This is a genomic window from Streptomyces albireticuli (assembly GCF_002192455.1).
In the GTDB taxonomy this organism is placed as follows: Bacteria; Actinomycetota; Actinomycetes; order Streptomycetales; family Streptomycetaceae; genus Streptomyces; species Streptomyces albireticuli_B.
The window spans coordinates 760955-783364 of the sequence record NZ_CP021744.1 but is presented as its reverse complement, the minus strand read 5'-3'; the positions used below and the strand labels follow the sequence as shown (position 1 = coordinate 783364).

Here is a 22410-nt window from a genome sequence, read left to right as displayed (position 1 = left end):
CCGATGATGCGTACCTCCCGGCGGCCCCAAGGGTCGCTCAACCTCGGCGACTTCGACCTCCTCCTCCCGCGGCAGGACGAGACCTCCCTGTCCCAGGCCCGGCAGGACCTGCTCGAAGAGGCCCTGTGGGCCGAGGCACACCGCACCGCCCCCGCGCGCCGCGCTCCCGTGCGCGCCGCACGGCCTGGATCGCGCTCCCGGCAGCAGCGGCCGTGATAGCGGGCGCCGTGATCGTCGCCCCGGACAGCTCCGGTACGTCCGGTACGGACACCAGCCCGCCGAGGGCCGGCGCGAAGCCGGCACCCGGCACCGCCAAGGGCCTGTCGGCGACGGTCGACCGCATCTCGCTCGCGGCGGCACAGCGGCCTGCCCTGGAGCCCCGGCAGGATCAGTACATCTACGTGGAGAGCAAGGTGAGGGGCGGGTCGGTCGACAGGGCGGGCGGCAAGGAGAAGCTCGTGGTGACTCCGCTGCGCTCGCGCCAGGTCTGGCACTCGCCCGACGGTCTCAAGGGCTTCATCTATGAGCCCGGCCATGAATTCATGGACAAGAACGGCGAGGACCTCGACCTCGACCGTCCCGATGACGTCACCGAGCGAGGCTCCTACAACAGCGTCAAGAAGCTCCCCACGGACCCTGACGTCCTGCTCAAGCGCCTCTACCAGGGGGAAGGGTGGGTGACCCGCAGGCCGACTGGACGGCGTTCGGGGAGATAGGCCAGCTGCTGGAGGAGCAGATCGCGCCCCCGGAGATCAGCGCCGCACTGTTCAAGGCGGCCGCCAAGATCCCGGGCGTCACGCTCGTGGACAAGACCGTCGACGCGACCGGCCGGGCCGGAGTCGCGATCGCCCACACCGGTCCCGTCAGCCGTCAGGAGTGGATCTTCGACAAGGGCACTTATGAGTACCTCGGCCAGCGCGACGTGCTGGTCAAGCCGTACCGGGGCCTCGAACCCGGCGCCGTCACCTCCGAGACCGTGGTCCTCAAGCGGGCCGTGGTCGACGCGAAGAAGGAACTCCCCGACGGCACGACGCTCTGACCTGATCGGACCTCGGGCGGGCGGCGAGCCCTGATCATGGGTCGCTGCCTGGAGCCGGACGCTTCCCTGTCCGGCGGCGGGTCGGACGCGGTGGCGTGTTCGGTCAGGCCGCCCCCGCCCAGGCTTTGCGGGCCAGCAGGTGAACCTCCTGGAACTGCCGTCGGTCGGTGGGCTGAGGCTCGCGAACCATCCGGGCCACCTCGCCCAATCCGGACTCGCGCAGCATCGCGGCAAGATGATCAGGCCACCAGCGATAGGCCGGCGCGACCGTGTGATCGAAGACCTGCGTCGGCTGGGACGGGCCGTCGCTTGCCGAGAAGCCGATCAGGAGGTGGCCGCCGGGTGCCAGCACGCGGTGGAACTCCGCCAAGATGACGGGGAGTTCCCGCGGCGGCGTGTGGATGACGGACCAGCGTGAGAGTACGCCGCCCAGCGCGCCGTCGGCGATGTCCAAGGCGGCCATCGAGCCCACGTCGAACCGCAGGTCCGGGTGGGCCTGTCGAGCCAGTTCGATCATCGAGGGAGAGGCGTCGACGCCGAACGCCGCCAGTCCGAGCTCGTCCAGATGAGCAGTTATATGGCCAGGTCCGCACCCCAGGTCCCCGACCTGGCTGTTCCCACTCGCACGGACGACCTCGGCGAAGACACCCAAGATCGCGCGGTCCAGGGGGCTGTCGCGCAGCGTGTCGCGGAACAGCCGCGCGTAGGTGGGTGCGGCAGCGTCGTAGGCCTCGCGGGTGGCATTGAGGGCATCGTGTTCGAGCATGCTCGCGACTGTAATACTTCCTGGCGCGTCGAAGGCCACCTGTAGGCCCTGCCTGTCAGTGGTCTGCCGGGCTGACGGAGTGTCGGCCGCCCCCCGTCAGCCGGTATGGCGGACTCGAACGAGGAGGCGGCGGCCCGACCGGGTGCTCATCGCCGCCCGCACCCAGGGCAAGGCGCCCTGGAGGTCCTTCGAAGCGGCGGCCGGTGCGCTGCCCCCTCGCCGACGGTCAGTGCCGCTCTCTGTCGCGCACCAGCCGGTGCTCCGCGTCCCCTACGCCTCGCGTGCGTACGAGCTGTCCATCGCCGCCGCCATCCTCAGGTACGGGGCCGCGTCCTCCGAGCGGTTCTGGCGTTCCAGGCTGCGGCCCAGCAGCAGGTAGGCGTAGGCCTCCGCCGGGGCGTGGGCGATCACTCGGCGGGCCTCCGCCTCGGCCCGCCGGAGCTGGGCGGAGTGGTAGTAGGAGCGCGCGAGGAGCAGCCGGGCCGCGAGGTGGGCCGGCTCGGCCTCGACGATCGGGGTCAGGATGCGCGCGGCCTCGGTGTAGTCCCTGGCCTCGAAGAAGAGGTGGGCGCGCGCGTACTCGTCCGCCAGCGGGTGCGGCGTGGCCGGCAGCTCGGCGGTGGGCGAGAACGGGGTGAAGTCGGTCATGGACGGCTCCTTTCACCCACCCTCAACATAGGTGAAGCTTGAACTATTTCCTGGGCCTCCGCTACGCCGGTCTCCCGGCTCCGCCTCGTCCCGCGACCGCCGCGTACGCCCCCACCGACAGCGCCACCAGCGCCCCGCCCAGCAGCCACCCGCCCACCACGTCCGACAACCAGTGCACCCCCAGATACACCCGCGTGAAACCCACCCCGACCACCGACACCACGGCGGCCACCAGCGCACCACGCACCCACCGCACGCCGGCGCCGTGCAGCCACAGCAGCCACACCAGCAGCCCGCAGGCCACCGTCGCGCTCAGCGCGTGCCCCGACGGGAACGCCTGGTAGTGCGCCATCGCCACCGGGTCCGCCCACGACGGCCGGTCCCGGCCCACCGCCGCCTTCAGCCCCTGCTGGAGTGCGGTACCGAGCAGCGACGTGACCGCGATCCACGCCGCCAGCACCCCTTCGCGCCGCCGCACCAGCCACAGCGCGGTCACGGCGAGCGCCGCCCGCATCGTCCAGGGGTCCCACAGCCAGTCCGACAGCAGGCGCATGGCGTGGGTCCAGCCGCGGTGACCCGTGGCCGCCGGGTGCAGCCCGTCCGCGACCCGCCCGTCCAGTGTCAGCAGCGGTGCCCATTCGGCGCTCACCAGCACCAGGAGCACCACGAACAGCGCGCCCAGCACGGCACCGGCCCGTATCGGCACCGAGGACCGGTACGGGCGGACGTCGGCCGGGAGCGGAAGAGGGAGGCGCCGCGGAGAATGCATGATCAGATCGTCGCCGATCGGACCACGCCGGCACCAGACGCCGGGGACGCCCGTCAGCCGAGGGCGCTGAGCCCCGGCACGAAAGTCACCAGCAGGGGGACCGCCGGCACCAGCGCCGCCGCGGCCGTGAGCCGCAGCCGCCGGGCCGCCGTCAGCCGGGGCGCGGGCGCCAGCAGCCGGTGCACCCGGCCCGGCACCTGGGAGAGCTGGGTCGGGCAGGGGCCGAACACCCCACGGTCCTCGTTGAGTTCGACCAGCGCCAGGGCGGTGTTCAGCCGGCCGAAGCGGCGCGACGCCGCGTCGTCCGCCGCCAGCTCCACCAGGTGGTGCACCTGGTCGCGGAACGCCGCGAACACCGGCACCTGCGGGAAGCCGTTCGCCAGCGCGCCCGAGCAGTGCAGCAGCCAGTCGTGCCGGGCCCGCGCGTGTCCCTGCTCATGGGCCAGCACGGCGTCCAGCCGCTCGCCCTTGAGCCGCCGCAGCGCCGCCGTGGTGATCACCACCTGAGGCGCGGCGCCACCCAGCGACCACGCGTCGGGCCGCTCGCCCTCCAGCACCACCAGCCGCTCCGCGCCCGCGTCCTCACCGGGCAGCCGGGGGGAGCGTACGACCAGCTCCGCGCGCCGCTGCCGGCGCTGGGCCCGCGCCCCTCGCACCTCCCGGGTGAGCATCGCCGCCGTCCACACCGCCCCGCACGCGAGAGCGACGGCCAGCGGCGCCGCCCACGACGCGTACGAGGTCAGCGCGTACGCCTCCACCACCGCGTGCGGGGCGACCGCGAAGACATGGCCGCGCACGGCCTCCCAGGCCGCGGCCGCGCTCAGCGACATCGCGAGCGCGCAGCACAGCAGCACGGCCGCCACCACGCACTGCCACACCCACAGGGCCACGACGGGTTCGCGGTCGGGCCAGTCGGCACGGGTCAGCAGGCGCGGCGCCATTGCCGCGACCAGTCCGGCGAGGACCAGCAAGGCGAGCGGGACCATCATGGCCGAAGCCTATGAGGGCCGGGCCGCGCACGGGTACGCCCCGGTACGCGAAGTGACGTATGCCACGGCCGTACGGCGCCCCCAGGCGATATACAGCAGCCCCGAGCCGCGACGGAACGCCCGTTCACATCGTCAGCAGCATCGCCAGCATCCCGATGCCCATGGACAGCCGGCAGGCGTTGGTGAGATTCGGCCGGCCCGGCCACGTCACCTCACCGGACGTCGCGGCCACCACCGGCACCAGCACCGCCACCGTGCGGACCACGTACACCGCGAAGTACACCAGCAGCAGCCCCGTCAGCAGCGGCGTCCCGGCCGGTTCGTGACCCGCCACGTGCCCCGAGTGCCCGGCCATGGGGGCGCCCGCCATCGCCAGCGCCATATAGACCATCGCGAACGCGCCCACCGCGTGGTGCAGGTGATTCGGCTCGGTGCGTCCCCGCGCCGCCACCACCAGCGACCGCAGCCCGGCCGCGCCGAAGACGACCGCGAACAGCGGCGCGCCCCACGGGCGGGTGTCCAGCACGGCCGTCGGCACGGCCATCGCGGCCATGCCGAGACCCATCAGGGCGTCCCCACCGGTGGCCCGGCCGCCGGCCGGCCCCGCGTCCGTCCGTATCCGGGCCAGGCAGTACGCGCCCGTCGCGGCGCACAGCGCCACCAGCAACCAGCCGACCAGCGGCGGTCCTTGCACGGCACACCTCCCCGGACGCGCGGACCCACCCGAACGCGCAGACCCACCCCCGGAGGATTCCCCTTCCCGCACGCGGCATGGGAGCGCACGGGCGCACAGGGGGAGCACGGGACGCCCAAGCGTGCGCCCGCGCATTCGCCGGATGCGGGTGAGGAGGGGCGGCCCGGTCTTCCGCGGGGCTGATCCGGGTCATGGACGGACGCCGGGTCCGGTGAGGAGTGCCTCTTCGGCCGCTCGGACGGCGTCGACCATGTCGATCTTGCGGCCCATTGAACACCGCGCCACCGGCCCCACCGTCCGACCGTGACCACCCTGCGAATGGATACGATCGGGGGCCGGCGGCAGGTGTCGGCAGGGCCTGTGTGCACTTCGGCAACCGCCGCAGGTACGGCGATTTCTGTAAACGCCGCAGCTCGGCCGTCGTTTCGAGGTTCGAGGAATTCTCTCGGACTCCGGGTGCGGTGCTCGTTTCGATCCGCGCGGGGCGAGGAGCCCGTATCCGAGAAGTCGTCAACGCGTAAACAAACTGAGGGCTTCCGGGGGCACCGCGAGCGAGTCGGCAGTCTAGGACAATGGCATATCACCGCCCATTGCCCACCGCTGCCCGCACGAGGATCCGATCGCGCCCGGCGAACCACGCGCCGGACCCGTCCACCGCTCCGGAACGGGCCGAGGCGCGCGTGCCGGCAGCCGTCGCACCAGCGCCATGGCGGAAACGCGCAGGCCGTCTCGGGCCTTGACGGTCGGCCACTGAGGCTCTCCCCGGTCCACCCCGGCCACGGGCACGAACACCGCCCCGCCCCTCGTCCCGCTCCCGCCGGAACACTGACGCGCCATCCGGCTGAAGATCGAAAACCGTCACGAGGTGTTATCGGGAAGGGCTCGCCCGTCACTTCGGTGAGTTTGATCAGGAGAGAATTCAGTCAATACGGTAACTTGACTCGGGTGAATTGATCATTCCGGGGTGGAATGCTTTGTTCCCGATCGAAGAGGTGCCATGCTTGACAGATGCGTCAAAGGCCGGTCTCACTCGGGTGCGGCCGGCGGGGGAAATAGCGGGATTCGCTTCCCAGGCTTCGTCGGCCTGGTTGGAGGGTGGCTGTTGGCGCCCCATTTCACAGAGGAATCCCAGGGCTGAAAGACGACGTGAAATACCGGGGGAATGCCAGTGAAGTTCAACTTGCTCGGTGCTCTGGAGATGGTGACCGACGACGGGCGGTCCCTGGAGCTGAACACCTCGAAGACGGGACAGGTGATCGCGCTGCTTCTTGTGCGGTGCCGGGAGACGGTCAGCTCCGACACGCTGCTCGAAGAGCTGTGGGGGCAGCGATTACCGCGCAGCGCCCGGACCACGCTTCAGACGTACGTGTACCACGCGCGGCAGATGTTCGACCGGGAACTGCCCGGGCGGGCCGGGCACGAGGTGCTCGTGACCCGACCGCCCGGGTACGCGATCCTGGCCGACGAGGAGCTCGTCGACAGCAAGCGCTTCGAGCGCCTCGTCAGGGAAGGCAAGGGACTCCTGGACGCGGGCCGTCCCGAGGACGCGATGGCGCGGCTGGACGAGGCCCTGGCGATGTGGCGTGGCCCCGCCTTCTCCGGGATGGCCTTGGGCAGAGTGCTCAGCGCACATCTGACGCACCTGTGCGAGGTGCGCATACGGGCGATCAACCTGCGCATCGAAGTGCTGCGCCGGCTCGGCTTCTACCAGGAGCTGGTGCCCGAGCTCAGCTCGCTGGTCGCGTTCCACCCGCTCAACGAGCACTTCCACGCCCAGTTGATCGAGGCCCTGTACAAGACCGGGCGGCGGGCCGACGCCCTTCGGGCGTACCAGCAGCTGCGCACCGTCCTGGACCAGGAACTCGGCGTCGAACCGGCACCGGAGATCCGGCGGTTGCAGTACGAGGTGTTGAACCACGGTCGGTACGACGAGGAACGGCCCACGCGCGGCGTCGCTCCGCGCGACCGCTTCGAGGCGTCCTGGGGCTTTCGCGCCAAGGCCGGCTAGGTTCCGGGCCGGCGCGCGAGTCGCGGACCGCGCCCCGGTGCCCGGCCGGACAGGCCGGGCACCGGGGCACGCGGCCGCCTCGGCTCGGCGCGGCTCTCCCGGTTCCGTGCTCAGATCTCCAGGCACTGGGCCGCGTAGGAGTCGGCCGCGGGCTGGAACCGGAGCGCGATGTGGCTGGCGGCGGAGTTGACGTCCCGCCACAGCCGTTGCAGCGGGCCGGCCTCGGCCTGCCCCGAGGTGCCCGCCGCGTGGAAGAGCCGGTTCACCGACGTGACGAGGAGGTCGACGGCGTAGGAGCAGTCGCGCAGATTGCGCGTCACTTCGAGGCGGGTGGCCGCCGCTCCCTTGTCGCCGATCAGCGAGGCACGTTCGAGAAGGATTGCCGCGGCGTCGATGTCGGCCGCGCAGCGGGCCAGTGCGGCGTGCACCGAGGTCCGGTCGATCTGCGGGGCGCCGGGGCGTGACGCGGCTGACCTGATCTTCTCGGTGAGGTACGCCGACCAGACTGCGAGCGCCCCGCGCGCGGCGCCGAGCACCGGGGTCGCGAAGGAGAGGCCGTTGACCGCCTCCAGCGGCACCGAGTGGCAGGGCGCGGTCGAGTCCACGGCGCGTCCGGTGAACAGGTCCTGGCGGTCGAAGCACCGGGAGTCGGGGACGAGGACGTCCTCGACCGTGACGGTGTTGCTGCCGGTGGCCCGCATGCCGATGTTGAACCAGGTGTCGGTGACGGAGAACTGCCCCCTGGGCACGGCGAACACCTTGGCCGCGGGCCGCTCCGCGCCGGGGACGTCGGCGCACACCAGCGTCCAGTCGGAGAAGTCCACCGCGCTGATGTAGGGCCACTGGCCGCTCACCCGCCAGCCGCCCGGCACCTTACGGGCCCGGCCTGCCGGCACCAGGGACCCGACCACCACGGTGTCCGGGCCGCCCGCCCACACCTCGCGGAAGCCGTCCGCGGGCAGGAACGCGGCCATCCGCGAGAGGTTGGCCATCAGCGAGGCGCACCAGGCGGTGGCCGCGCAGTTCCGGCCGATCTCGGCCACCGCCGGGGTCAGTTCCCGGAACGTGCCGGCGTTCCCGCCGCATTCGACGGGCACGAAGTGCCGGGGGAATCCGGCGTCGACGAGGGCCTGGGCCACCTCCGGGTCGAGCCTGCGTGCGGATTCCGCCGCGGTCGCGCGCTCGGCGGCGAGGGCGGCGACGCCGGCGGCCGCCGGAGCCGCCTCGGTCCCGGTCGCGGACGGCGCGGTGGTGGCGATGCGGGGCGGGGATTGGTCCAGCATCCCGGTACCTCACTGGTCTCCGTGGCAGCCCACGGCTCGGCTCGGTTGGGGCGTTCCAGACACTCGTCCGCCGCCGTCCAACGCGACTCGATTCCGGCTGGAAGAGCCGGGGTTCACCCCAGCGACCAGCGCAGGAGGTCGTCGAGACCGGCCTTGACGTCCTGGGCGGTCGTCCCGCGCGCCTGCCGCTGATGGTCCATCAAGAGGGCGGAGACCGGGGCGAGGAGCGCGTCGGCGAGGAAGCGCACGTCGGTCCCCGGTGGCGTCACCTGTGTGAGCAGCGTGACCAGATGCGTGTGGTGGACCGCGTACGGGCCGCTGCGGTAGCGGGCCCCTGGAGCGCTGGCCTCGGCCGCGAGGATCAGCTCGAACTGCGCGGTGCCCCGGTCGGCGAGGGCGTGCAGGAACGCCCGGATGCGCGCGCCGGGTTCGGCACCCGGCCCCAGCGGGGGCGGCCCCGTCATGAAATCCCGCTGGAAACCGCGCTCGTGCTCGTCGAGGAGGGCGAAGACCAGCCCCGCACGGTCGCCGAAGCGGCGGTAGAGGGTGCCCACGCCGATTCCGGCCTCGCCCGCGACCAGGTCGACGGTGAGCCCCTGCACGCCGTGCCGGGCCACGATGCGGGCCGCGGCGTCGAGGATCCTGCGGCGGTTGCGGGCGGCGTCGGCGCGCTCGGGAGCGGTCTTTCCGGCCAGTGGCAGCGACGTCAGCAGCTCCGGCGCGACGGACGACGGCGTCGGGGCCGGGCGGCGGCTGTCCACCGTGGTTCCTCACTTCCTGCCGGGAGGGCGGTCGGGGAAGTCTACGTGATCTTCGCGGAACCGAGCGGGAGGGGCTTTCTGATGCTTTCTGATCCCCCTTGTAATCGGAGTGCGCTCCGGTTAGTGTCTGGCCCCGTACGCTAGCACGCCCCAACTCCCGCTGAACGCAAGGGTGTTCCAAGGCCGGAAGGCGGGCCGCCGCGGTCCGTGCCGCCCCGCGCCGGACCTGCCCGAACCGCACCGCACGCGCCCCTTGGTCAAGCCCGCGCAAGACAACAAGGCAGGAATCCCTGATGAGCCTGAATGTCGCCGTCATCTACTACTCCGCGACCGGGAACGTGCACCAGATCGCCCAGGCGGTCGCCGAGGGAGCGGGCAAGGGCGGGGCGGAGGTGCGCCTGCGCCGGGTCGCCGAACTCGCCCCGGGCAGCGCGATCGACGCCAACCCCGCGTGGCGGGCGCACATCGACGCCACCACCGACGTCGAGCTCGCCACGCTCGACGACCTGACCTGGGCCCACGGCGTCGCCTTCGGCACCCCGACGCGGTTCGGGAACGTCTCCGCGCAGCTCAAGCAATTCCTGGACACCACCGGCGGACTGTGGGCCTCCGGTGCGCTCGCGGACAAGACGGCGACCGGCTTCACCAGCGCCGCCAACCACCACGGCGGCAACGAGTCCACGCTGCTCGCCCTGTACAACACCATGCACCACTGGGGCGCGATCACCGTCCCGCCCGGCTACACCGACGCCAGTGTCTACCCCGCGGGCGGCAACCCCTACGGCACCTCGCACGCCTCGCAAGGCGGCGGCCCCTCACCGGAGGTGCTCGCCGCGGCCCGTTTCCAGGGCCTGCGCCTGGCCCGGATCACCGCCCGGATCGTCGGCGACGGCCGGAACTGAACCGGCGCACGGCACCACGGGCGTGGCCCCACCGCACAGCGGCGCACGACCGCACCGGGACTTCGAGCCGTCTTCGAGCGGGCCCGGAGAGTGTCGCGGGGGACGGACCGCCCATGCGGCGGACCGGACGCGGCAGATCCGGCCGCGCAGGCATTCAGGCAGCACAGGGGGAGAGCAAGCAGCCATGGCAGACCACCCCGACGAGCAGCGATCACACCGAGCCACGGCGCCGGCGGGCGAACACCCGCACCAGCGCGAGGTGCTGTGGAACACCGACTTCGGCGAGGGCTTCGCCACCAGTGGGCCCGGCGCGCGCTGGTACCACTCCGCGACCGGTCCCTACGTCGGGGACGACGGAGTGGTCACCACCGGTGCGCACGGCCTGCGGGTCGACTCCAGCGGCGTCGGCGAGAATGGCACGCCCGCGTTCGTCCGCACCCTCGCCCAGGAGCGGGAGAACGGCCACGGGCTGCCCGGCCTGCTCGACCACGTCAAATGGCTCGCCTACATCCAGCACCAGTCCTCCGCGGGGCTCCCCGGCTTCGACGCGCCACCCGAAGGGGAGCTGGTGTTCGAGGTCCAGGTGTCCGGCCGTACCTACGGCACGGAGGGGCATCCCTTCGGCGAATCCGTCACCGACCCCGAGGACGACCTGCGCCTCGCGTCGACCGCGGTCAACGCCTTCGACCCGGAGACGCTCCTGGTCGTCGACTTCTTCCTGACCAACTCCCGGATCTACGCCTTCTACGAGCGGCTGCCGTTCGCCCGCCGGCAGCTGGGTGACTACGCCTCGTTCTCCTACGCGATCCCCGTCGCCCGGCGCTCGCCCGATCAGCAGCACCACCTCGCCCTGCACTACGACCGCTCCGCGGGCCGGGTGCGCTGGGTGGCCGACGGCGAGGAGGTCTTCCGGGTGGAACGGCTCGGCCGCCGCCTCGCCTCCTCGCGGCACCTCGTCCTGGATCACGGGGGCGACGAGACGCACATCGCGCCGCGCCAGCTCAACGGCGGCATGGGCATGTTCAGCCTCCTCGACGGCGCGCGTCCCGGACAGGCCGGAGCCGCTCTGGTGCGGCTGTCCGGCACGGAGGACTTCTACTTCGCCCCGGCTGAGGGACAGCCGCGGCCGCAGACGTTCCTGGACGACAAGAGCGCGCGGGCCAGCCGGCTCTTCGGCCAGGGCGCGAGCCTCTCCGTGGCCCGCTACACCGTCTGGAGGGGGCACGGCAGGTGAACCGACACGACACCGAGCCGCCCGCCCCGGCAGCGGCCGAGCTGGCCGGGACCTGGCGCCTCGTCTCGTACGTCGATGTGGACGAGGCGGGCAACGTCAGCGAGGGGCCGCTCGGCCCCGCCCCCGAGGGGCTCCTCATCTACCACGAGCAGGGGCACATGGCGGTCAGCATGATGCGCACCGGTGCCCCCGCGGCCGCCGGGCCGGGGGAGCGGGCGGGGGGAGCGCCCCCGGCCCGGCAACACGAGACGTTCATGGGGTACGCGGGGCGGTGGCGCCTCGCCGACGAGCGCACCGTGGTGCACCACGTCGCCGTCAGCGCCCACGGCCACCAAGTGGGCCAGGAACTCGTCCGCGAGCTGGAGCGGGACGGCGACCGGATCGTCCTGCACGGCACGGCGGTGATCGGCGGGCGGCCGCAGCGGCGGCGGCTCCGCTGGGAACGGGTGCGCGGGTGAGCCCGTCCCGCGCTCCCCGGACCGACGGGCGGACGGGGTGAGCCGACCCCGGCCCGCCGGGGGCCGGACGACGCCCCCGTACCCGCACGACAGCAGACCACGGGCAATGTCCATCGTTCTTCAACGCAAAGGAAACTCCGCCATGAAGGCTCTGATCGCTTCCTCCTACGGCCCGGTCGACCAGCTGACCGTCACCGACGTGACCAAGCCGGTACCCGCGGCCGGGCAGGTGCTGATCAAGGTGCGGGCCGCGAGCCTGAACGCCCTCGACATCCGCCTCACGACGGGCGCGTTCCGCGAGCAGATGCCCGTGGAGCACCCCTTCCACCTCGGGCTCGACGCCGCGGGAACGGTGGAGGTCGTGGGCGAGGGCGTGTCCCGCTTCACGGCGGGCGACGAGGTCGTGGCCTTCACCTACCCGTTCTTCGGCACCGTCGCCGAATACGCGCTGGCCGGCGAAGGCCCGAACCTGGTGCACCGTCCGAAGTCCCTGTCGCCGGAGGCCGCCGCCGCCCTCCCGCAGGCGGCCATGACCGCCGCCGCCGCGCACGACGCGGCCCAGCTCAAGTCCGGCCAGAGCGCGCTGGTGATCGGCGCGTCCGGCGGTGTCGGGTCCTTCCTGGTGCAGCTCGCCCACCGGTCCGGAGCCCAGGTGCTGGCCACCGGCAAGCCCGAGGACGAGGCGTACCTGCGCCGCCTGGGGGCCGTCGAGACGATCGACTACACCGGCAAGGACGTCGTCGAGGAAGCACGCCGCCTGCGCCCCGACGGCGTGGACGTGGTGATCGACCTGATCAACGCGGGGCCGGGACTCGCCGCCACCGCGGCCGCGGCCAGGAACGCTGGCCTCCTGGTCTCCACGCTGGGCGGCGCGCCGGGGTTCGAGCGCGGGGTCACGGTGGCCTACGTGGGGGTGGACCAGGGCGTCGGGCAGCTCGAGGACCTCGTCCGGCGCGCCGCCGAGGGGCAGCTGGACGTGCAGGTCGAGACCTTCCCGTTCTCCCGGGCCGTCGAGGCGGCGCAGCGGTTCGCCGGCTCCCACTCCCGCGGCAAGCTCGTCATCACCTTCTGAACCCACCGCCGCCCGCGGCCCCGGCGGGGCCGCGGGCGGCACGCCGCACGAAGCGACCCCACCGAGGTGACTGCCGTGGCCTACGACTACGACCCCGAGCTCGCTCCCTGGGCGGCGCGCCTCGCCCCGGTCGACTACACGGACCCGGTCGCCGCGCGGGCCGCGGTCCGGGGCATCGCCGGGCGCCAGGCGCCCTACCGGCCCCTCGGCGCCGTCGAGGTGTCCGAGGCCGCCGCCCCCGGCCCGGACGGCGCCCCACCGGTGCCGCTGCGCGTCTACCGGCCCGCCGCCCGGGGCGCGCGGCCCGGCCCCGGACTGCTGTACCTGCACTGGGGCGGCTTCGTCTGCGGCGACCTGGACGCCCTGCACCCCACGTGTCTGCGCCTGGCGGACCACACCGGCGCCGTCGTGGTCGCACCGGCCTACCGCCTCGCTCCCGAGCACCCCTTTCCCGCCGGCCCGGAGGACGCCTACGCCGCCCTGTGCTGGACGGCGGGGAACGCGGCTCGGCTCGGCGTGGACCGGGACCGGCTCGGGATCGGTGGCGAGAGCGCCGGGGGAGGACTGGCCGCCGCGGTCGCCTTGCTGGCCCGCGACCGCGGCGGGCCGCCCCTGCGCATGCAGTGCCTGATGTGGCCGGAGCTCGACGACCGCCTCGACACGGTCTCGGCCCGCGCTTTCACCGACACACCGAAATGGGACCGAGCCTCCGCACAGGCGAGCTGGGGCCACTACCTGGGGCCGCGCCACCGGCCCGGCGCCGACGGGGTGCCTCCGTACGCCGCACCCGCGCGAGCGGCGGACCTGTCCGGACTGCCGCCCGCGTATGTGTGCGCCTGCGAGTACGACCCAGGGCGCGACGAGGCCCTCGCCTACGCCCACCGGCTCATCCAGGCGGGGGTACGCACCGAGATCGGCTACTGGCCGGGGACGTTCCACGCCTCGGTCTCGGTCGCCGGCGCGGCCGTGAGCCGGAGGATGCTCGCGGACCAGACCGACGCGCTCGTCCGCGGTCTGGGCGGCACGGCGCGGGACACACCGCACGCCGACACCGAGGGAGGGAAGCGCACGTGAGTCATGGCGCGGCAGAGAAGGTGATCTGGGACGCCGACTTCGCCGGCGGGTTCACCACGACGGGCCCGGACGCCCGCTGGTGGCACTACGCGCAGCGGCCCTACGTCGGCGACGACGGGCATGTGACGACCTCGGCACAGGGCCTGCGAGTGGTCTCCAGCGGCGTCAACCCGGCCACGGGGGAGCCCGCCTTCGTGCGCAGCCTGGGACAGGACCACGCCAACGGCGCCGGACTGCCCGGCGAGATAGACCACGTCAAATGGCTGTCCTACGCCAACGAGCGGGCCGCCGGAGGGATGCCCGGGTTCGACGCGGTCCGCGGGCAGGTGCTCCACTTCGACACGGTGTTCTCGGGGCGTACCTACGGCACGGCCGCCCACCCCTTCGGCGAGGCGGTCGCCGACCCGGACAGCGACCTGAGGCTGGCCTCGGTGGCGGCCCCCGTCGTGGACTTCGAGAGCTTCATCGGTGTCGAGTTCTTCCTCACCAATACCAAGGTGTACGTCTTCTACGAACGGCTGCCCTTCGGCCGCGAGCGGCTCGGTGACTACGCGGCGTTCCTCTACGCCGTCCCGGTCGCGGACCGCACGCCCGAGGACGTGCATCACTGCCGGGTCTCCTACGACCGCGCCGCCGGAACGGTGCGTTACCTCCTGGAGGGCGAGGAGGTCTTCCGGGTGGACCGGCTCGGACACCGCCTGGCCGGCGACGAGCACCTGGTGCTGGAGCACGGGGGCGAGGACACACCGGCCGAACCACGCCAGTTCGCCGCCGGAATCGGTTTGTTCACCGTTCTGGACGGAGCGCTGCCGGGCCGCGCGGACCCCTCCGGCCTGGTCCGCCTCACTCCCCGGCCCGGGCAGTACTACAGCACGCGGCAGGGGCCGCCGGCCCCGCAGGCCTTCGTGGACCCCGGCAGTGCGGAGACCAGCAGGCTCTTCGGGCAGGGGGCCGAGGTGACGGTGGCCTCCTGCACCGTCTCCGTGTCCGAGGCGGCCGGCGGCTGAGACCCTTCGGCAAGCGCACGCGAGCGGGGCCCGCGGAAGCGGGCCCCGATGTGCGTCCGGGAGCGCTCAGGACCTGTGCGGAAGCTCGACGGACTGCGCGTGGCGGAAGAAGTCCGTGGGGTCGAACCGCGCCTTGGCCCGTTGCAGCCTGCGGTAGTTGTCCTTGTAGTACAGGGCGTGCCAGGGCACCCCCGACCGGTTGAACCTCGGGTCCTTGATGTCGGTGTCCGGCGAGTTGATGTAGCAGCCGTCGGACTGCTCGTTGGGCACCGGGTAACCGCCGGTCGAGTCGAAGGCGGTGTGGTAGATGTCGCGGAGCCAGCCCATGTGGTGATCGTCCTCGCGCGGGTCCTGCCAGTAGTTCTCGAACAGGGCGAGGAACGCCGAGTCGCGGTGCGCGGACGCGGTGGCGTGCGGATCGACGGCGTTGATCCGGCCGCCCGCCACTCCGGTGAGCTGGAGCGTGGCGTGGGGGTTGGTGTAGTCGTCCCGGGTCATCTGCTCGTAGAGCGTGCCTATCTGGGCGTCGGTGAAGCCCTTGCGCATGTACGCGGACTTCACGGCGCTGCGCATGGCGGGGCTGGTCATCAGCGTGGGGTTGCTGGTGCCGATCAGCTCGGTCGCGTCCAGCCAGGACAGCTTCTGCGCGGGCGGGACGGCGGCCTTCGTTCCCTGGGTGATCGCCGAGAGGTAATCGGTCAGCAGCTCCTCGGCGTGCGGGATCCCGGCGTCGATCTGGGTCAGGATGTTGACGGACTGCGACGCCTTGTGCTGAAGGAACACCACTCCGGTCAGCGAGGTGTACGGCGAGTCCGGGGCCTTGTTCCGCTCGTGCCAGGTGCCGAAGTTGCGCACCAGGTGGGTGAAGCCGGTGCGGTCCAGGTCTGACCAGGGGATCGGGACGACGCTCAGGAGCACGTCCTTGGGCGGGCGCGGGAGCTGCGCGGACGGGTTCGCCTCGCGCCTGCCCGGAGAGCGGAACCAGTAGCGCGTGACGATGCCGAAGTTGCCGCCACCGCCGCCGGTGACCGCCCACCACAGGTCGTGGTTCGGGTCGTCGGGGTTGCGGGACGCGGTGATCCGGCGGGCCCGGCGGTCGCGGCCGACGACCACCATCTCCACCGCCTCCAAGTGGTCCACCACATAGCCGAACTTGCGGGACAGCAGCCCGTATCCGCCGCCGCTGGCGTGGCCACCGATGCCGACGCCGGGGCACACCCCGCCCGGCAGCGTCACCCCCCACCCCTTGAACAACCACTCGTAGATCCGGCCCAGTTTGGCGCCGCCCTCGACGGCGAAGGCCCGGCGCCGTTCGCAGTAGTAGACGTCGTACATCAGCGACAGGTCGATGATGACCTCGGTCTCCGGGTGGTAGACGAACGGCGCGTAGCTGTGGCCACCGCCGCGCACGGAGACCCGCTGCCCGGCCCGGGCGGCCCGGTCCACGGCGTGCAGGACCTGGTCGGAGTTGCCGACCACGTGAACGTACTGGGGTGCGGCGACCCACCGTTTGTCATTGCCGCTGACGAGCTCGGGATAGCGGGGGTCGTCCGGCGTGACCTGTACCGCGCGGAAGGGCGCGGCGATGCTCTGTACGGGCTCGACGGCGACCGCGGCGGCCTCGGGCGGGGAAATCTCTCTGTGCTCCGCCGGCTGCTCGCTCTTCGTGATGTCCATGGTTACCTTCTCGTGTTCCTCATCGCTTGCCGGATGACGCTGCCGGGTCCGTGGAACGGCCGGGACGGTCCGGGGTCTCGTAGTCCGAGGGATCGACGCGGCGGGTGCGGCGCCAGTACTCCTGCGCCGTGAAAGGCCAGTTCTGTGCCGAGCGCCCTTTCTCGTTGGTGAACCAGTTGCTCACCTTCGACCACCCCCAGGCCCGCTCCGAGTTGGCCCGGTCGACCCAGGCGTTGTACGCGTCGTGAACATCCCTCTTCACGTCCAGGGACCGCCGTCCGCTTTCGAGCAGCAGTCGGACGGCGTCGAGAAGGTAGGTCACTCCGCACTCGGAGAAGTAGAAAATACTGCCTCCCTGCCCGGAGAGGTTGGTGTTCGGGCCATAAAGGCAGAAGAGATTGGGAAATCCGGGAACGGTCAGGCCCAGGTATGCGCGGGCGTCCCCGTCCCATGTCTCGTGCAGATCCGCACCACCGATACCGGTGACGCGCATCGGTGCCAGAAATCGGGAAGCGGCAAATCCAGTTCCGTAAATGAGGATATCGGCCTCGTGCAGAACACCGTCCGCGGTGCGCACACCGCTTTCGGTGATTTCCGAGATCTTTTCGGTGACCAGCGTGACATTGTCCCGCCGCAGCGTCCGCAGCCACACCCCGTTGTCCCGCAGCACCCGCTTGGCCCCCACCGGATACCGCGGGAGCACGCGCGGGAGCAGTTCGGGCGCGTCGGTCAGCTGAGCCTGGAGGTGGCGCGTGAGAGTGGCGCGCAACTCGTCGTTGACCGCGGAGACGGCCCGCTCGGTGGGCGGGTGGTCCGGGTCCACGATCCAGCCCTCCAGTACGCCCCGCAGGCCCGGGGCGAAGAGCCAGAAGCGGTGCCAGGCCGCGTAGTAGGGGATGTGCTCGTACAGCCAGGCGGTGCTCGGCGGCACCGGGTCGTGGTAGTGCGGGGTGGGGCGCAGCCACGGCGGCGTGCGCTGGAACACGGTCAGCTCACCGGCGATCTTGGCCACTTCCGGAATGAACTGGTACGCGCTGGCGCCCGTCCCGATGACGGCCACCCGGCGGCCGGCGAGCGGTACACCGTGGTCCCAGGAGGCGGAGTGGAACGCCGGACCGGCGAACCGCTCCCGGCCGGGGATGTCCGGCAGTTCGGGCCGGTTCAGCTGCCCTACGGCGCTCACCAGCACTTCGCTCCGCACGCTCCGCTCCCCGTCCGGGCCGTGCAGCCGCAGCCGCCAGCGGGCGCTCTCCTCCTCCCAGCACGCCTCCCGCACCTCGGTGTTGAACCGGATGTGCTCGTACAGGCCGTACTCCTTGGCGAACGCCTGGAAGTACTCCAGGAGCTGGTCCTGCGTGCAGAAGTGGTCCGGCCAGTCGGAGCGGTTGGCGAACGGGTAGCTGTACAGATGGCTGGGGACGTCGACCCGGCAGCCCGGGTAGTGGTTCTCCAGCCAGGTGCCGCCGACGTCGTCGTTCTTCTCGTAGATGGTGAACGGCACGCCCGCCTGGGCCAGCCGGTATCCGGCGAGCAGTCCGCTCATCCCGGCGCCGATGATCGACACGCGCACGGCGCCGGGGCCCCGGGGCCGCTCGGGCGCCTCGCCGGCCGGTGCGGCGAAGTCCCGCGCCCGCCAGCGCGGGGCCCTCGGGTCCTGGCCGGGAAGGACGATCTCCTCGGCGAGCAGGGGCAGCACGTCCTCGGTGTCGCCGCCCATGGCCCAGCCGCTGATCCGGCGCAGCGTCTCCCGGTCGGGCGGGGGCGGGGGCACGCTGCCCGCCTGCCGGTAGCGGACGAGCGCGCCGAACGCGGTCTCCCGCGCCGCGGCCCGCTGCTCGGCGGAGAGACCGCCCTGCGGGGCGAAGAGCCAGCCGGCGGCCCGCAGGTCCTCGCGCAGGACGGACAAATCGCCCGTGAGGTGTGCCACGGTCATCAGCAGAGCGGGCACTTCGGCGCTCTCCAAGTGGGCCCGCAGCGCGTCGTCATCGACGGTGATCGGCTTCAGCGGCCCGTGGAACGACATGGGGCGACGCCTTTCGTGACGGGAGGTGGGACCGGGCGGTGCGTCGCCCGGCGGACGTGGGGCACGGCCCCCGGACCGGGCCGGACCTGACTGGTGCTCATGGGCCCGGTCCCCGGGGCGTGCCGCTCCGGGCGCAGTCCGCACCGCACAGGGAGCCGAAACCCCGGTCGACATAGACGGCGGGGCGGCCGCCGCGTTCCGGCAGCGTCACATGCTCCGCCTCCCCGAGGAGGATCACATGGTCCCCCGCGTCCACCCGGCGCCGCACCGCGCACTCCACGACCGCGAGCGCCCCGGCCACCACGGTGCCCCCGTGCGCGGTGGGCACGAAGCCGCCGCCGGAGAACTTGTCCGGGCTCTTGCCGGCGAACCGCCGGGCGAGCTCGGAGTGCTCGTGCCCCTCGCGGAGCACGCTGACGGCGAACCGCGGACTCCGCGCGAAGACCGGGTAGCAGCGCGCCGACGTGGCCAGACAGACCAGGAGCAGCGGCGGATCCAGCGAGAGCGAGCAGAGCGAACTCGCGGTGAAGCCGTGCGGCCTGCCGTGCCGGTCGTGCGTGGTGACGATGGCGACCCCGGAGGGGAAGCGGGTCATCGCGCCGCGGAACAGGGCGGGGTCCAGGCCCGCGCCGCCGCCGTCCGGACCCGGGGCCGCACAGGCTCCCGGTGCCGACCGGGCGTCCACCCCGGGCCGTGCCGTCACGGCGTCGCCTTACGGTGCACGAAGTCGGATATCGAGACCGTGTACCGCCGCTCGGCGCGGTCGTAGTCCATGCAGTACTTGGTCGGGTACCACCCGGAGACATCCCACGCCTTGGGCTGTTTGACCGGCTCGCAGCCGCCCGCGCGCCCGCGCGCGAGCCCCTCGATCCAAGCCTTGGCGACCATGGGCTCGTAGAAGGTGATCCGGCCGTCGTACGCGCCGTACATGAACGTCTCCGTGAACGGCTTGCCGTTCATCTCCGGCGCGTCCATGTCCATCAGGTGGTTGCCCATCTGCGGCACCACGGCGCCCATGTCCATGTACCGGGCCGGCATGTGCCGCTCCGGTACCGGCTTGCGCGCGGTCTTGAGGTCGTCGCAGTTCATGAGGCCGGCGCACGGGCCGGTGCGGATGCGGCGCACGGCCGCCTCGTCCTGGGTGTAGAAGTGGAAGTCGAAGTGCGGGACGCTGTAGTACTCCGGCGGATGGCCCCGCGGGTCCCAGGTCAGTTGCGCCCAGCTGAAGGGGCCGCCGACGTGCTCACGGAACCCCTTGGGCAGGTCCAGGGCCGTCTCGACCTCGTCCACGCACTCCGTGGCCCGGTCCACCGTGCCGTCGCCGTTCACGTCATAGCAGAGCTTGCCGTCGCCCTCCTTGGGCAGGTTCCGCAGGGCGGCGGCGGAGAAGGTGTAGCCGAGGGTGAGCGGGCGGGAGCCGCGGCGCTGGGAGTAGACGCGGATGGTCCCGTCGCCCAGGCGCTGGGGCGTGCCGTACTCGGTCTTGACGCGGCCGTGGGCCGCCGGGTCCGCGGCGGGCCGCGAGGCGTCCGCGCGGCCGGTGTCCGCCGCCGCCCAGGCGCCGAACAGGGCGGCGGCCGCGAGGACCGCCATGCCGGCGCGGCGCGCGCGCCGGCCGCGGGTGGCCGAGCTGGACTGTCGACTGGGTGCCGTCTGCACGGGCGAGGTCCTTTCCGGATCGGGTAGGTGAGGCGGGTCGAGCGGTGTGTGCCGTCAGCGGTGCGGTACGAGCGCGGGGCGCGACGCGCGGCGGGTCACGCCAGGCAGGTGGGCAGGCGGCCCCCGTTGAACGTGACCATCTCGCCGAACGCGGCCACCGGGTCCACGCCGTGCGCCGGTGCGTCCGCCGCGGCGGACGCCGGCCCCGGCAGCTCGGCGCGGGCGACATGCAGATTGCCGACGATGCGCTCGGCGTCGAGCAGGTGGTCGAACTGCGCCCGGTGCGCGCTCCTCGCCGTCTCCAGAGGGGTGAGACCCCGCGCCGCGCCCTCCTCGGCCAGGCCCTGGATCCACCGCAGATACCGGGCGTTGTCGTCGAGGACCTCGGGGCCGGTGACCGGCCCGTGCCCGGACACCACGGTCCGCGGCCGCAGCGCGCGCAGCCGCTCGATCGCCCGTAGCGTCCCGGCGACCGTGCCGAACAGACAGAACGGCGCGGCCCCGGAGAACACCACGTCCCCGGCGAAGAGCACCCGCTCGTCCGGCAGCCACACCACCACGTCACCAGTGGTGTGCGCCGGGCCCACGTGCAGCAGCTCCACCCGCCGCTCGCCCAGGTGCAGCGTGAGAGCGTCGCGGAAGGTCAGGTTCGGCAACGAGAGGCGCACGTCGCCCCACTCCACGTGCGGCCACAGGCCGGTGAGGGCGAGCCCGGTGGCCGCCATCTCGGTGCGCGTCCGCTCGTGCGCGAGGATCGTGGCCCCGGGCCCGAAGACCTGGTTGCCGAAGGTGTGATCGCCGTGGTGGTGGGTGTTGACCAGGGTGCGGGCCGGACCGGGACGGAGCCGGTCCACGGCTTCGCGCAGCCGCTCGGCGCGCCGCACGGTCGCCAGCGTGTCCACCACGACGGCGCCCCGCGGCCCGGCGAGCACCCCGGAGTTGCTCAGGCACCAGCCCCCGGGAGGCTGTTCGTAGACATAGACCTGATCGGCCACCTCGACCAGGCGCGCGTCGTCGGCCACGGGAGGCGTGGCGGTCACGGTGTCCCCTCGCGAGGCGGACTGCCCGGCGCGAGCGCCGCGGCGTTCGCGCCCGCGTAGGCGGCCGCGTGGGTGAGCGTGGTGCGGCTGTTGGCGCCCAGCGCCTCGCGCAGGTACGCCCGCGCCTCGGCGAGGGTGCGGCCCTCGCCGAGCACCTTGGGGACGGCGGCCGGGTCGACCGCGACGGTGTGCCGGGCGACGGCCACGGCGCCGCCCGCCCCGTCCGGGGTGAACTCCCAGGCCCCGCTGTGTCCCAGCAGCAGCGCGGGTGGCACCAGTTGTTTGTAGACGATCGACGAGTCCGGGAAGCAGAGCCGCACGGAGCGCGTCGTGTGCGCGCCGCCGTCCGCGGTGACCGTCTCCATCTCCATGTCCTGCACCCCGGGCGGGTCCACGCGCAGCCGCACCCGGCGTACATGCGGCAGTCGCCGCGGCCAGGCGTCGGCGCGGTCCACGAACGCGTAGGCGTCCGCCGCCGCACCGGAGAGCTCGATGCGGTCGGTGAAGGAGAAGACCAGCTCGTCGATCGCATGAGGGAGTTCGGCGATCCGCGCGAGGGCGGCCAGCTCCCGCTCGCTGTTGCGGTTCACCCCCTCGGTGACCCACGCGCCCGCCTCCTGGCCGAGCGTGGTGAAGTCGTGGGTGAGACTCACCATGGTCCTGCCGTCCGGCTGCGGGGCGAACCGCCATCGGCCGCCCATCGAGGCGAACGGCGACTGGCCGCGCTCCTGGCGGAACGTCACGGTGCGCTCCCGCGGATCCAGCGTGCGCCGCGAGACCCAGTTCTTGACCTCGCCGTTGACCAGGGCCCACAGATGAAAGCGCTCGGTGCCGTCGCCCCGCTCCAGATGCCGGACGTGCACGGTGGGTTCGAAGATCACCGGCCATCGGGTCACATCGGCCACCAGCGTGTACACGGTGTCCGCGGGAGCCGCGACGACGCGGGTGTGCAGGGTGTGGTGCTCTCGTAGCTCGGTCATGGTCGAGGGCCTTCCGGGTCGGCGGGTCGGTCGGTGAGCGCCGCGCGCCGCTTCACACGGTCTTCGCGGTGGGGCCGTTGACCAGGTCGAGTACGTCGCGCGGGCTGGTGAGCTGCGGGATCACCTCGTCCGGCACCTGCACGCCGAACTCGTTCTCGATGCGCACGGCGGCCTCCAGCAGGGCGAGGGAGTCGTAGCCGAGCTCCTCGAAGGGCCGGTCGTGCACGTCCTCGCCCGCCGGCCAGGACTCGCTCGCGCCCCCGCAGACGGCCAGGATGCGGTGCAGATCGTCGAGGGTCATGGTGGTGTTCGTCATGGTCGAATCCT

The 22410-nt window shown here is 72.5% G+C and carries 24 protein-coding genes; 10 read left to right on the top strand and 14 right to left on the bottom strand.

Annotated elements, in window-relative coordinates:
- Positions 1–3 precede the first annotated feature (3 nt).
- From SMD11_RS35265 to SMD11_RS03415, 3 genes are read left to right on the top strand one after another with little or no spacing between them, the layout of a single operon-like run.
- Positions 4–216: a hypothetical protein gene (locus tag SMD11_RS35265; protein ID WP_087925000.1), complete on the top strand. Its 213-nt coding sequence runs from the start codon at positions 4–6 to the stop codon at positions 214–216.
- The gene (locus SMD11_RS03420) at positions 126–716 is read left to right on the top strand and encodes a CU044_5270 family protein (RefSeq protein WP_199843788.1); all 591 of its coding nucleotides are present in this window, start codon (positions 126–128) and stop codon (positions 714–716) included. The genes SMD11_RS35265 and SMD11_RS03420 overlap by 91 nt, the downstream gene beginning before the upstream one ends.
- Positions 674–1039: a hypothetical protein gene (locus tag SMD11_RS03415; RefSeq protein WP_087924998.1), complete on the top strand. Its 366-nt coding sequence runs from the start codon at positions 674–676 to the stop codon at positions 1037–1039. Before SMD11_RS03420 ends, SMD11_RS03415 begins: the two co-directional genes overlap by 43 nt.
- Positions 1040–1142: 103 nt before the next feature.
- Here SMD11_RS03415 and SMD11_RS03410 read toward each other — a convergent pair whose 3' ends face one another.
- The 5 genes from SMD11_RS03410 to SMD11_RS03390 form a co-directional block, all read right to left on the bottom strand.
- Positions 1143–1805, bottom strand: coding sequence for a class I SAM-dependent methyltransferase (locus tag SMD11_RS03410; RefSeq protein WP_087924997.1), 663 nt, complete (start codon positions 1803–1805; stop codon positions 1143–1145).
- A 270-nt stretch (positions 1806–2075) separates the two neighbouring features.
- Positions 2076–2453, bottom strand: coding sequence for a tetratricopeptide repeat protein (locus SMD11_RS03405; protein ID WP_087924996.1), 378 nt, complete (start codon positions 2451–2453; stop codon positions 2076–2078).
- Positions 2454–2514: 61 nt separating this feature from the next.
- The gene (locus SMD11_RS03400) at positions 2515–3222 is read right to left on the bottom strand and encodes a phosphatase PAP2 family protein (RefSeq protein ID WP_087924995.1); all 708 of its coding nucleotides are present in this window, start codon (positions 3220–3222) and stop codon (positions 2515–2517) included.
- 53 nt (positions 3223–3275) lie between these two features.
- Positions 3276–4211, bottom strand: coding sequence for a M56 family metallopeptidase (locus SMD11_RS03395; RefSeq protein WP_087924994.1), 936 nt, complete (start codon positions 4209–4211; stop codon positions 3276–3278).
- A gap of 124 nt (positions 4212–4335) precedes the next feature.
- Positions 4336–4905 (bottom strand): DUF5134 domain-containing protein, encoded by a 570-nt coding sequence (locus SMD11_RS03390; protein ID WP_234365874.1) that lies wholly within the window; start codon positions 4903–4905, stop codon positions 4336–4338.
- A gap of 1168 nt (positions 4906–6073) precedes the next feature.
- Between SMD11_RS03390 and SMD11_RS03385 the strand changes: the two genes are divergently transcribed.
- On the top strand, positions 6074–6913 hold the full coding sequence (locus tag SMD11_RS03385) for an AfsR/SARP family transcriptional regulator (protein ID WP_087924992.1): 840 nt from the start codon (positions 6074–6076) through the stop codon (positions 6911–6913).
- 110 nt (positions 6914–7023) lie between these two features.
- Here the strand turns inward: SMD11_RS03385 and SMD11_RS03380 are convergent, their stop codons facing one another.
- Both SMD11_RS03380 and SMD11_RS03375 read right to left on the bottom strand, forming a co-directional pair.
- Positions 7024–8196 carry an acyl-CoA dehydrogenase family protein gene (locus SMD11_RS03380; protein ID WP_087924991.1) on the bottom strand — a complete coding sequence of 391 codons (1173 nt, stop codon included), beginning with the start codon at positions 8194–8196 and terminating at the stop codon, positions 7024–7026.
- Positions 8197–8309: 113 nt separating this feature from the next.
- A complete protein-coding gene (locus SMD11_RS03375; RefSeq protein ID WP_234365873.1) occupies positions 8310–8957 on the bottom strand; it encodes a TetR/AcrR family transcriptional regulator in 648 nt (215 codons plus the stop codon).
- 293 nt (positions 8958–9250) lie between these two features.
- Between SMD11_RS03375 and wrbA the strand changes: the two genes are divergently transcribed.
- From wrbA to SMD11_RS03345, 6 genes are all read left to right on the top strand, one after another.
- Positions 9251–9859, top strand: a complete 609-nt coding sequence (gene wrbA / locus SMD11_RS03370; protein WP_087924990.1) for an NAD(P)H:quinone oxidoreductase — start codon at positions 9251–9253, stop codon at positions 9857–9859.
- A gap of 184 nt (positions 9860–10043) precedes the next feature.
- Positions 10044–11093, top strand: coding sequence for a DUF6081 family protein (locus tag SMD11_RS03365; RefSeq protein WP_087924989.1), 1050 nt, complete (start codon positions 10044–10046; stop codon positions 11091–11093).
- On the top strand, positions 11090–11551 hold the full coding sequence (locus SMD11_RS03360; RefSeq protein ID WP_087924988.1) for a lipocalin-like domain-containing protein: 462 nt from the start codon (positions 11090–11092) through the stop codon (positions 11549–11551). The genes SMD11_RS03365 and SMD11_RS03360 overlap by 4 nt, the downstream gene beginning before the upstream one ends.
- A 142-nt stretch (positions 11552–11693) precedes the next feature.
- Complete coding sequence (locus SMD11_RS03355; RefSeq protein WP_087924987.1) at positions 11694–12623, top strand: NADP-dependent oxidoreductase; 930 nt, start codon at positions 11694–11696, stop codon at positions 12621–12623.
- 75 nt (positions 12624–12698) lie between these two features.
- A complete protein-coding gene (locus tag SMD11_RS03350; protein WP_087924986.1) occupies positions 12699–13697 on the top strand; it encodes an alpha/beta hydrolase in 999 nt (332 codons plus the stop codon).
- Positions 13694–14704 carry a DUF6081 family protein gene (locus tag SMD11_RS03345; protein ID WP_159395205.1) on the top strand — a complete coding sequence of 337 codons (1011 nt, stop codon included), beginning with the start codon at positions 13694–13696 and terminating at the stop codon, positions 14702–14704. Before SMD11_RS03350 ends, SMD11_RS03345 begins: the two co-directional genes overlap by 4 nt.
- Positions 14705–14770: 66 nt before the next feature.
- Here the strand turns inward: SMD11_RS03345 and SMD11_RS03340 are convergent, their stop codons facing one another.
- From SMD11_RS03340 to SMD11_RS03310, 7 genes are all read right to left on the bottom strand, one after another.
- The gene (locus SMD11_RS03340) at positions 14771–16381 is read right to left on the bottom strand and encodes an FAD-binding oxidoreductase (protein ID WP_087924984.1); all 1611 of its coding nucleotides are present in this window, start codon (positions 16379–16381) and stop codon (positions 14771–14773) included.
- Positions 16382–16400: 19 nt separating this feature from the next.
- Positions 16401–18404 carry a flavin-containing monooxygenase gene (locus SMD11_RS03335; protein ID WP_087924983.1) on the bottom strand — a complete coding sequence of 668 codons (2004 nt, stop codon included), beginning with the start codon at positions 18402–18404 and terminating at the stop codon, positions 16401–16403.
- Positions 18405–18501: 97 nt separating this feature from the next.
- Positions 18502–19107: a flavin reductase family protein gene (locus tag SMD11_RS03330; RefSeq protein ID WP_324614682.1), complete on the bottom strand. Its 606-nt coding sequence runs from the start codon at positions 19105–19107 to the stop codon at positions 18502–18504.
- The gene (locus tag SMD11_RS03325) at positions 19104–20063 is read right to left on the bottom strand and encodes a hypothetical protein (protein WP_087924982.1); all 960 of its coding nucleotides are present in this window, start codon (positions 20061–20063) and stop codon (positions 19104–19106) included. Before SMD11_RS03325 ends, SMD11_RS03330 begins: the two co-directional genes overlap by 4 nt.
- A gap of 95 nt (positions 20064–20158) precedes the next feature.
- A complete protein-coding gene (locus tag SMD11_RS03320; protein ID WP_234365872.1) occupies positions 20159–21103 on the bottom strand; it encodes an MBL fold metallo-hydrolase in 945 nt (314 codons plus the stop codon).
- A complete protein-coding gene (locus tag SMD11_RS03315; RefSeq protein WP_087924981.1) occupies positions 21100–22083 on the bottom strand; it encodes an aromatase/cyclase in 984 nt (327 codons plus the stop codon). The genes SMD11_RS03320 and SMD11_RS03315 overlap by 4 nt, the downstream gene beginning before the upstream one ends.
- A gap of 52 nt (positions 22084–22135) precedes the next feature.
- Entirely contained in the window at positions 22136–22399 is a 264-nt protein-coding gene (locus tag SMD11_RS03310; protein ID WP_234365871.1) for an acyl carrier protein, read from the bottom strand.
- Positions 22400–22410: the final 11 nt, after the last annotated feature.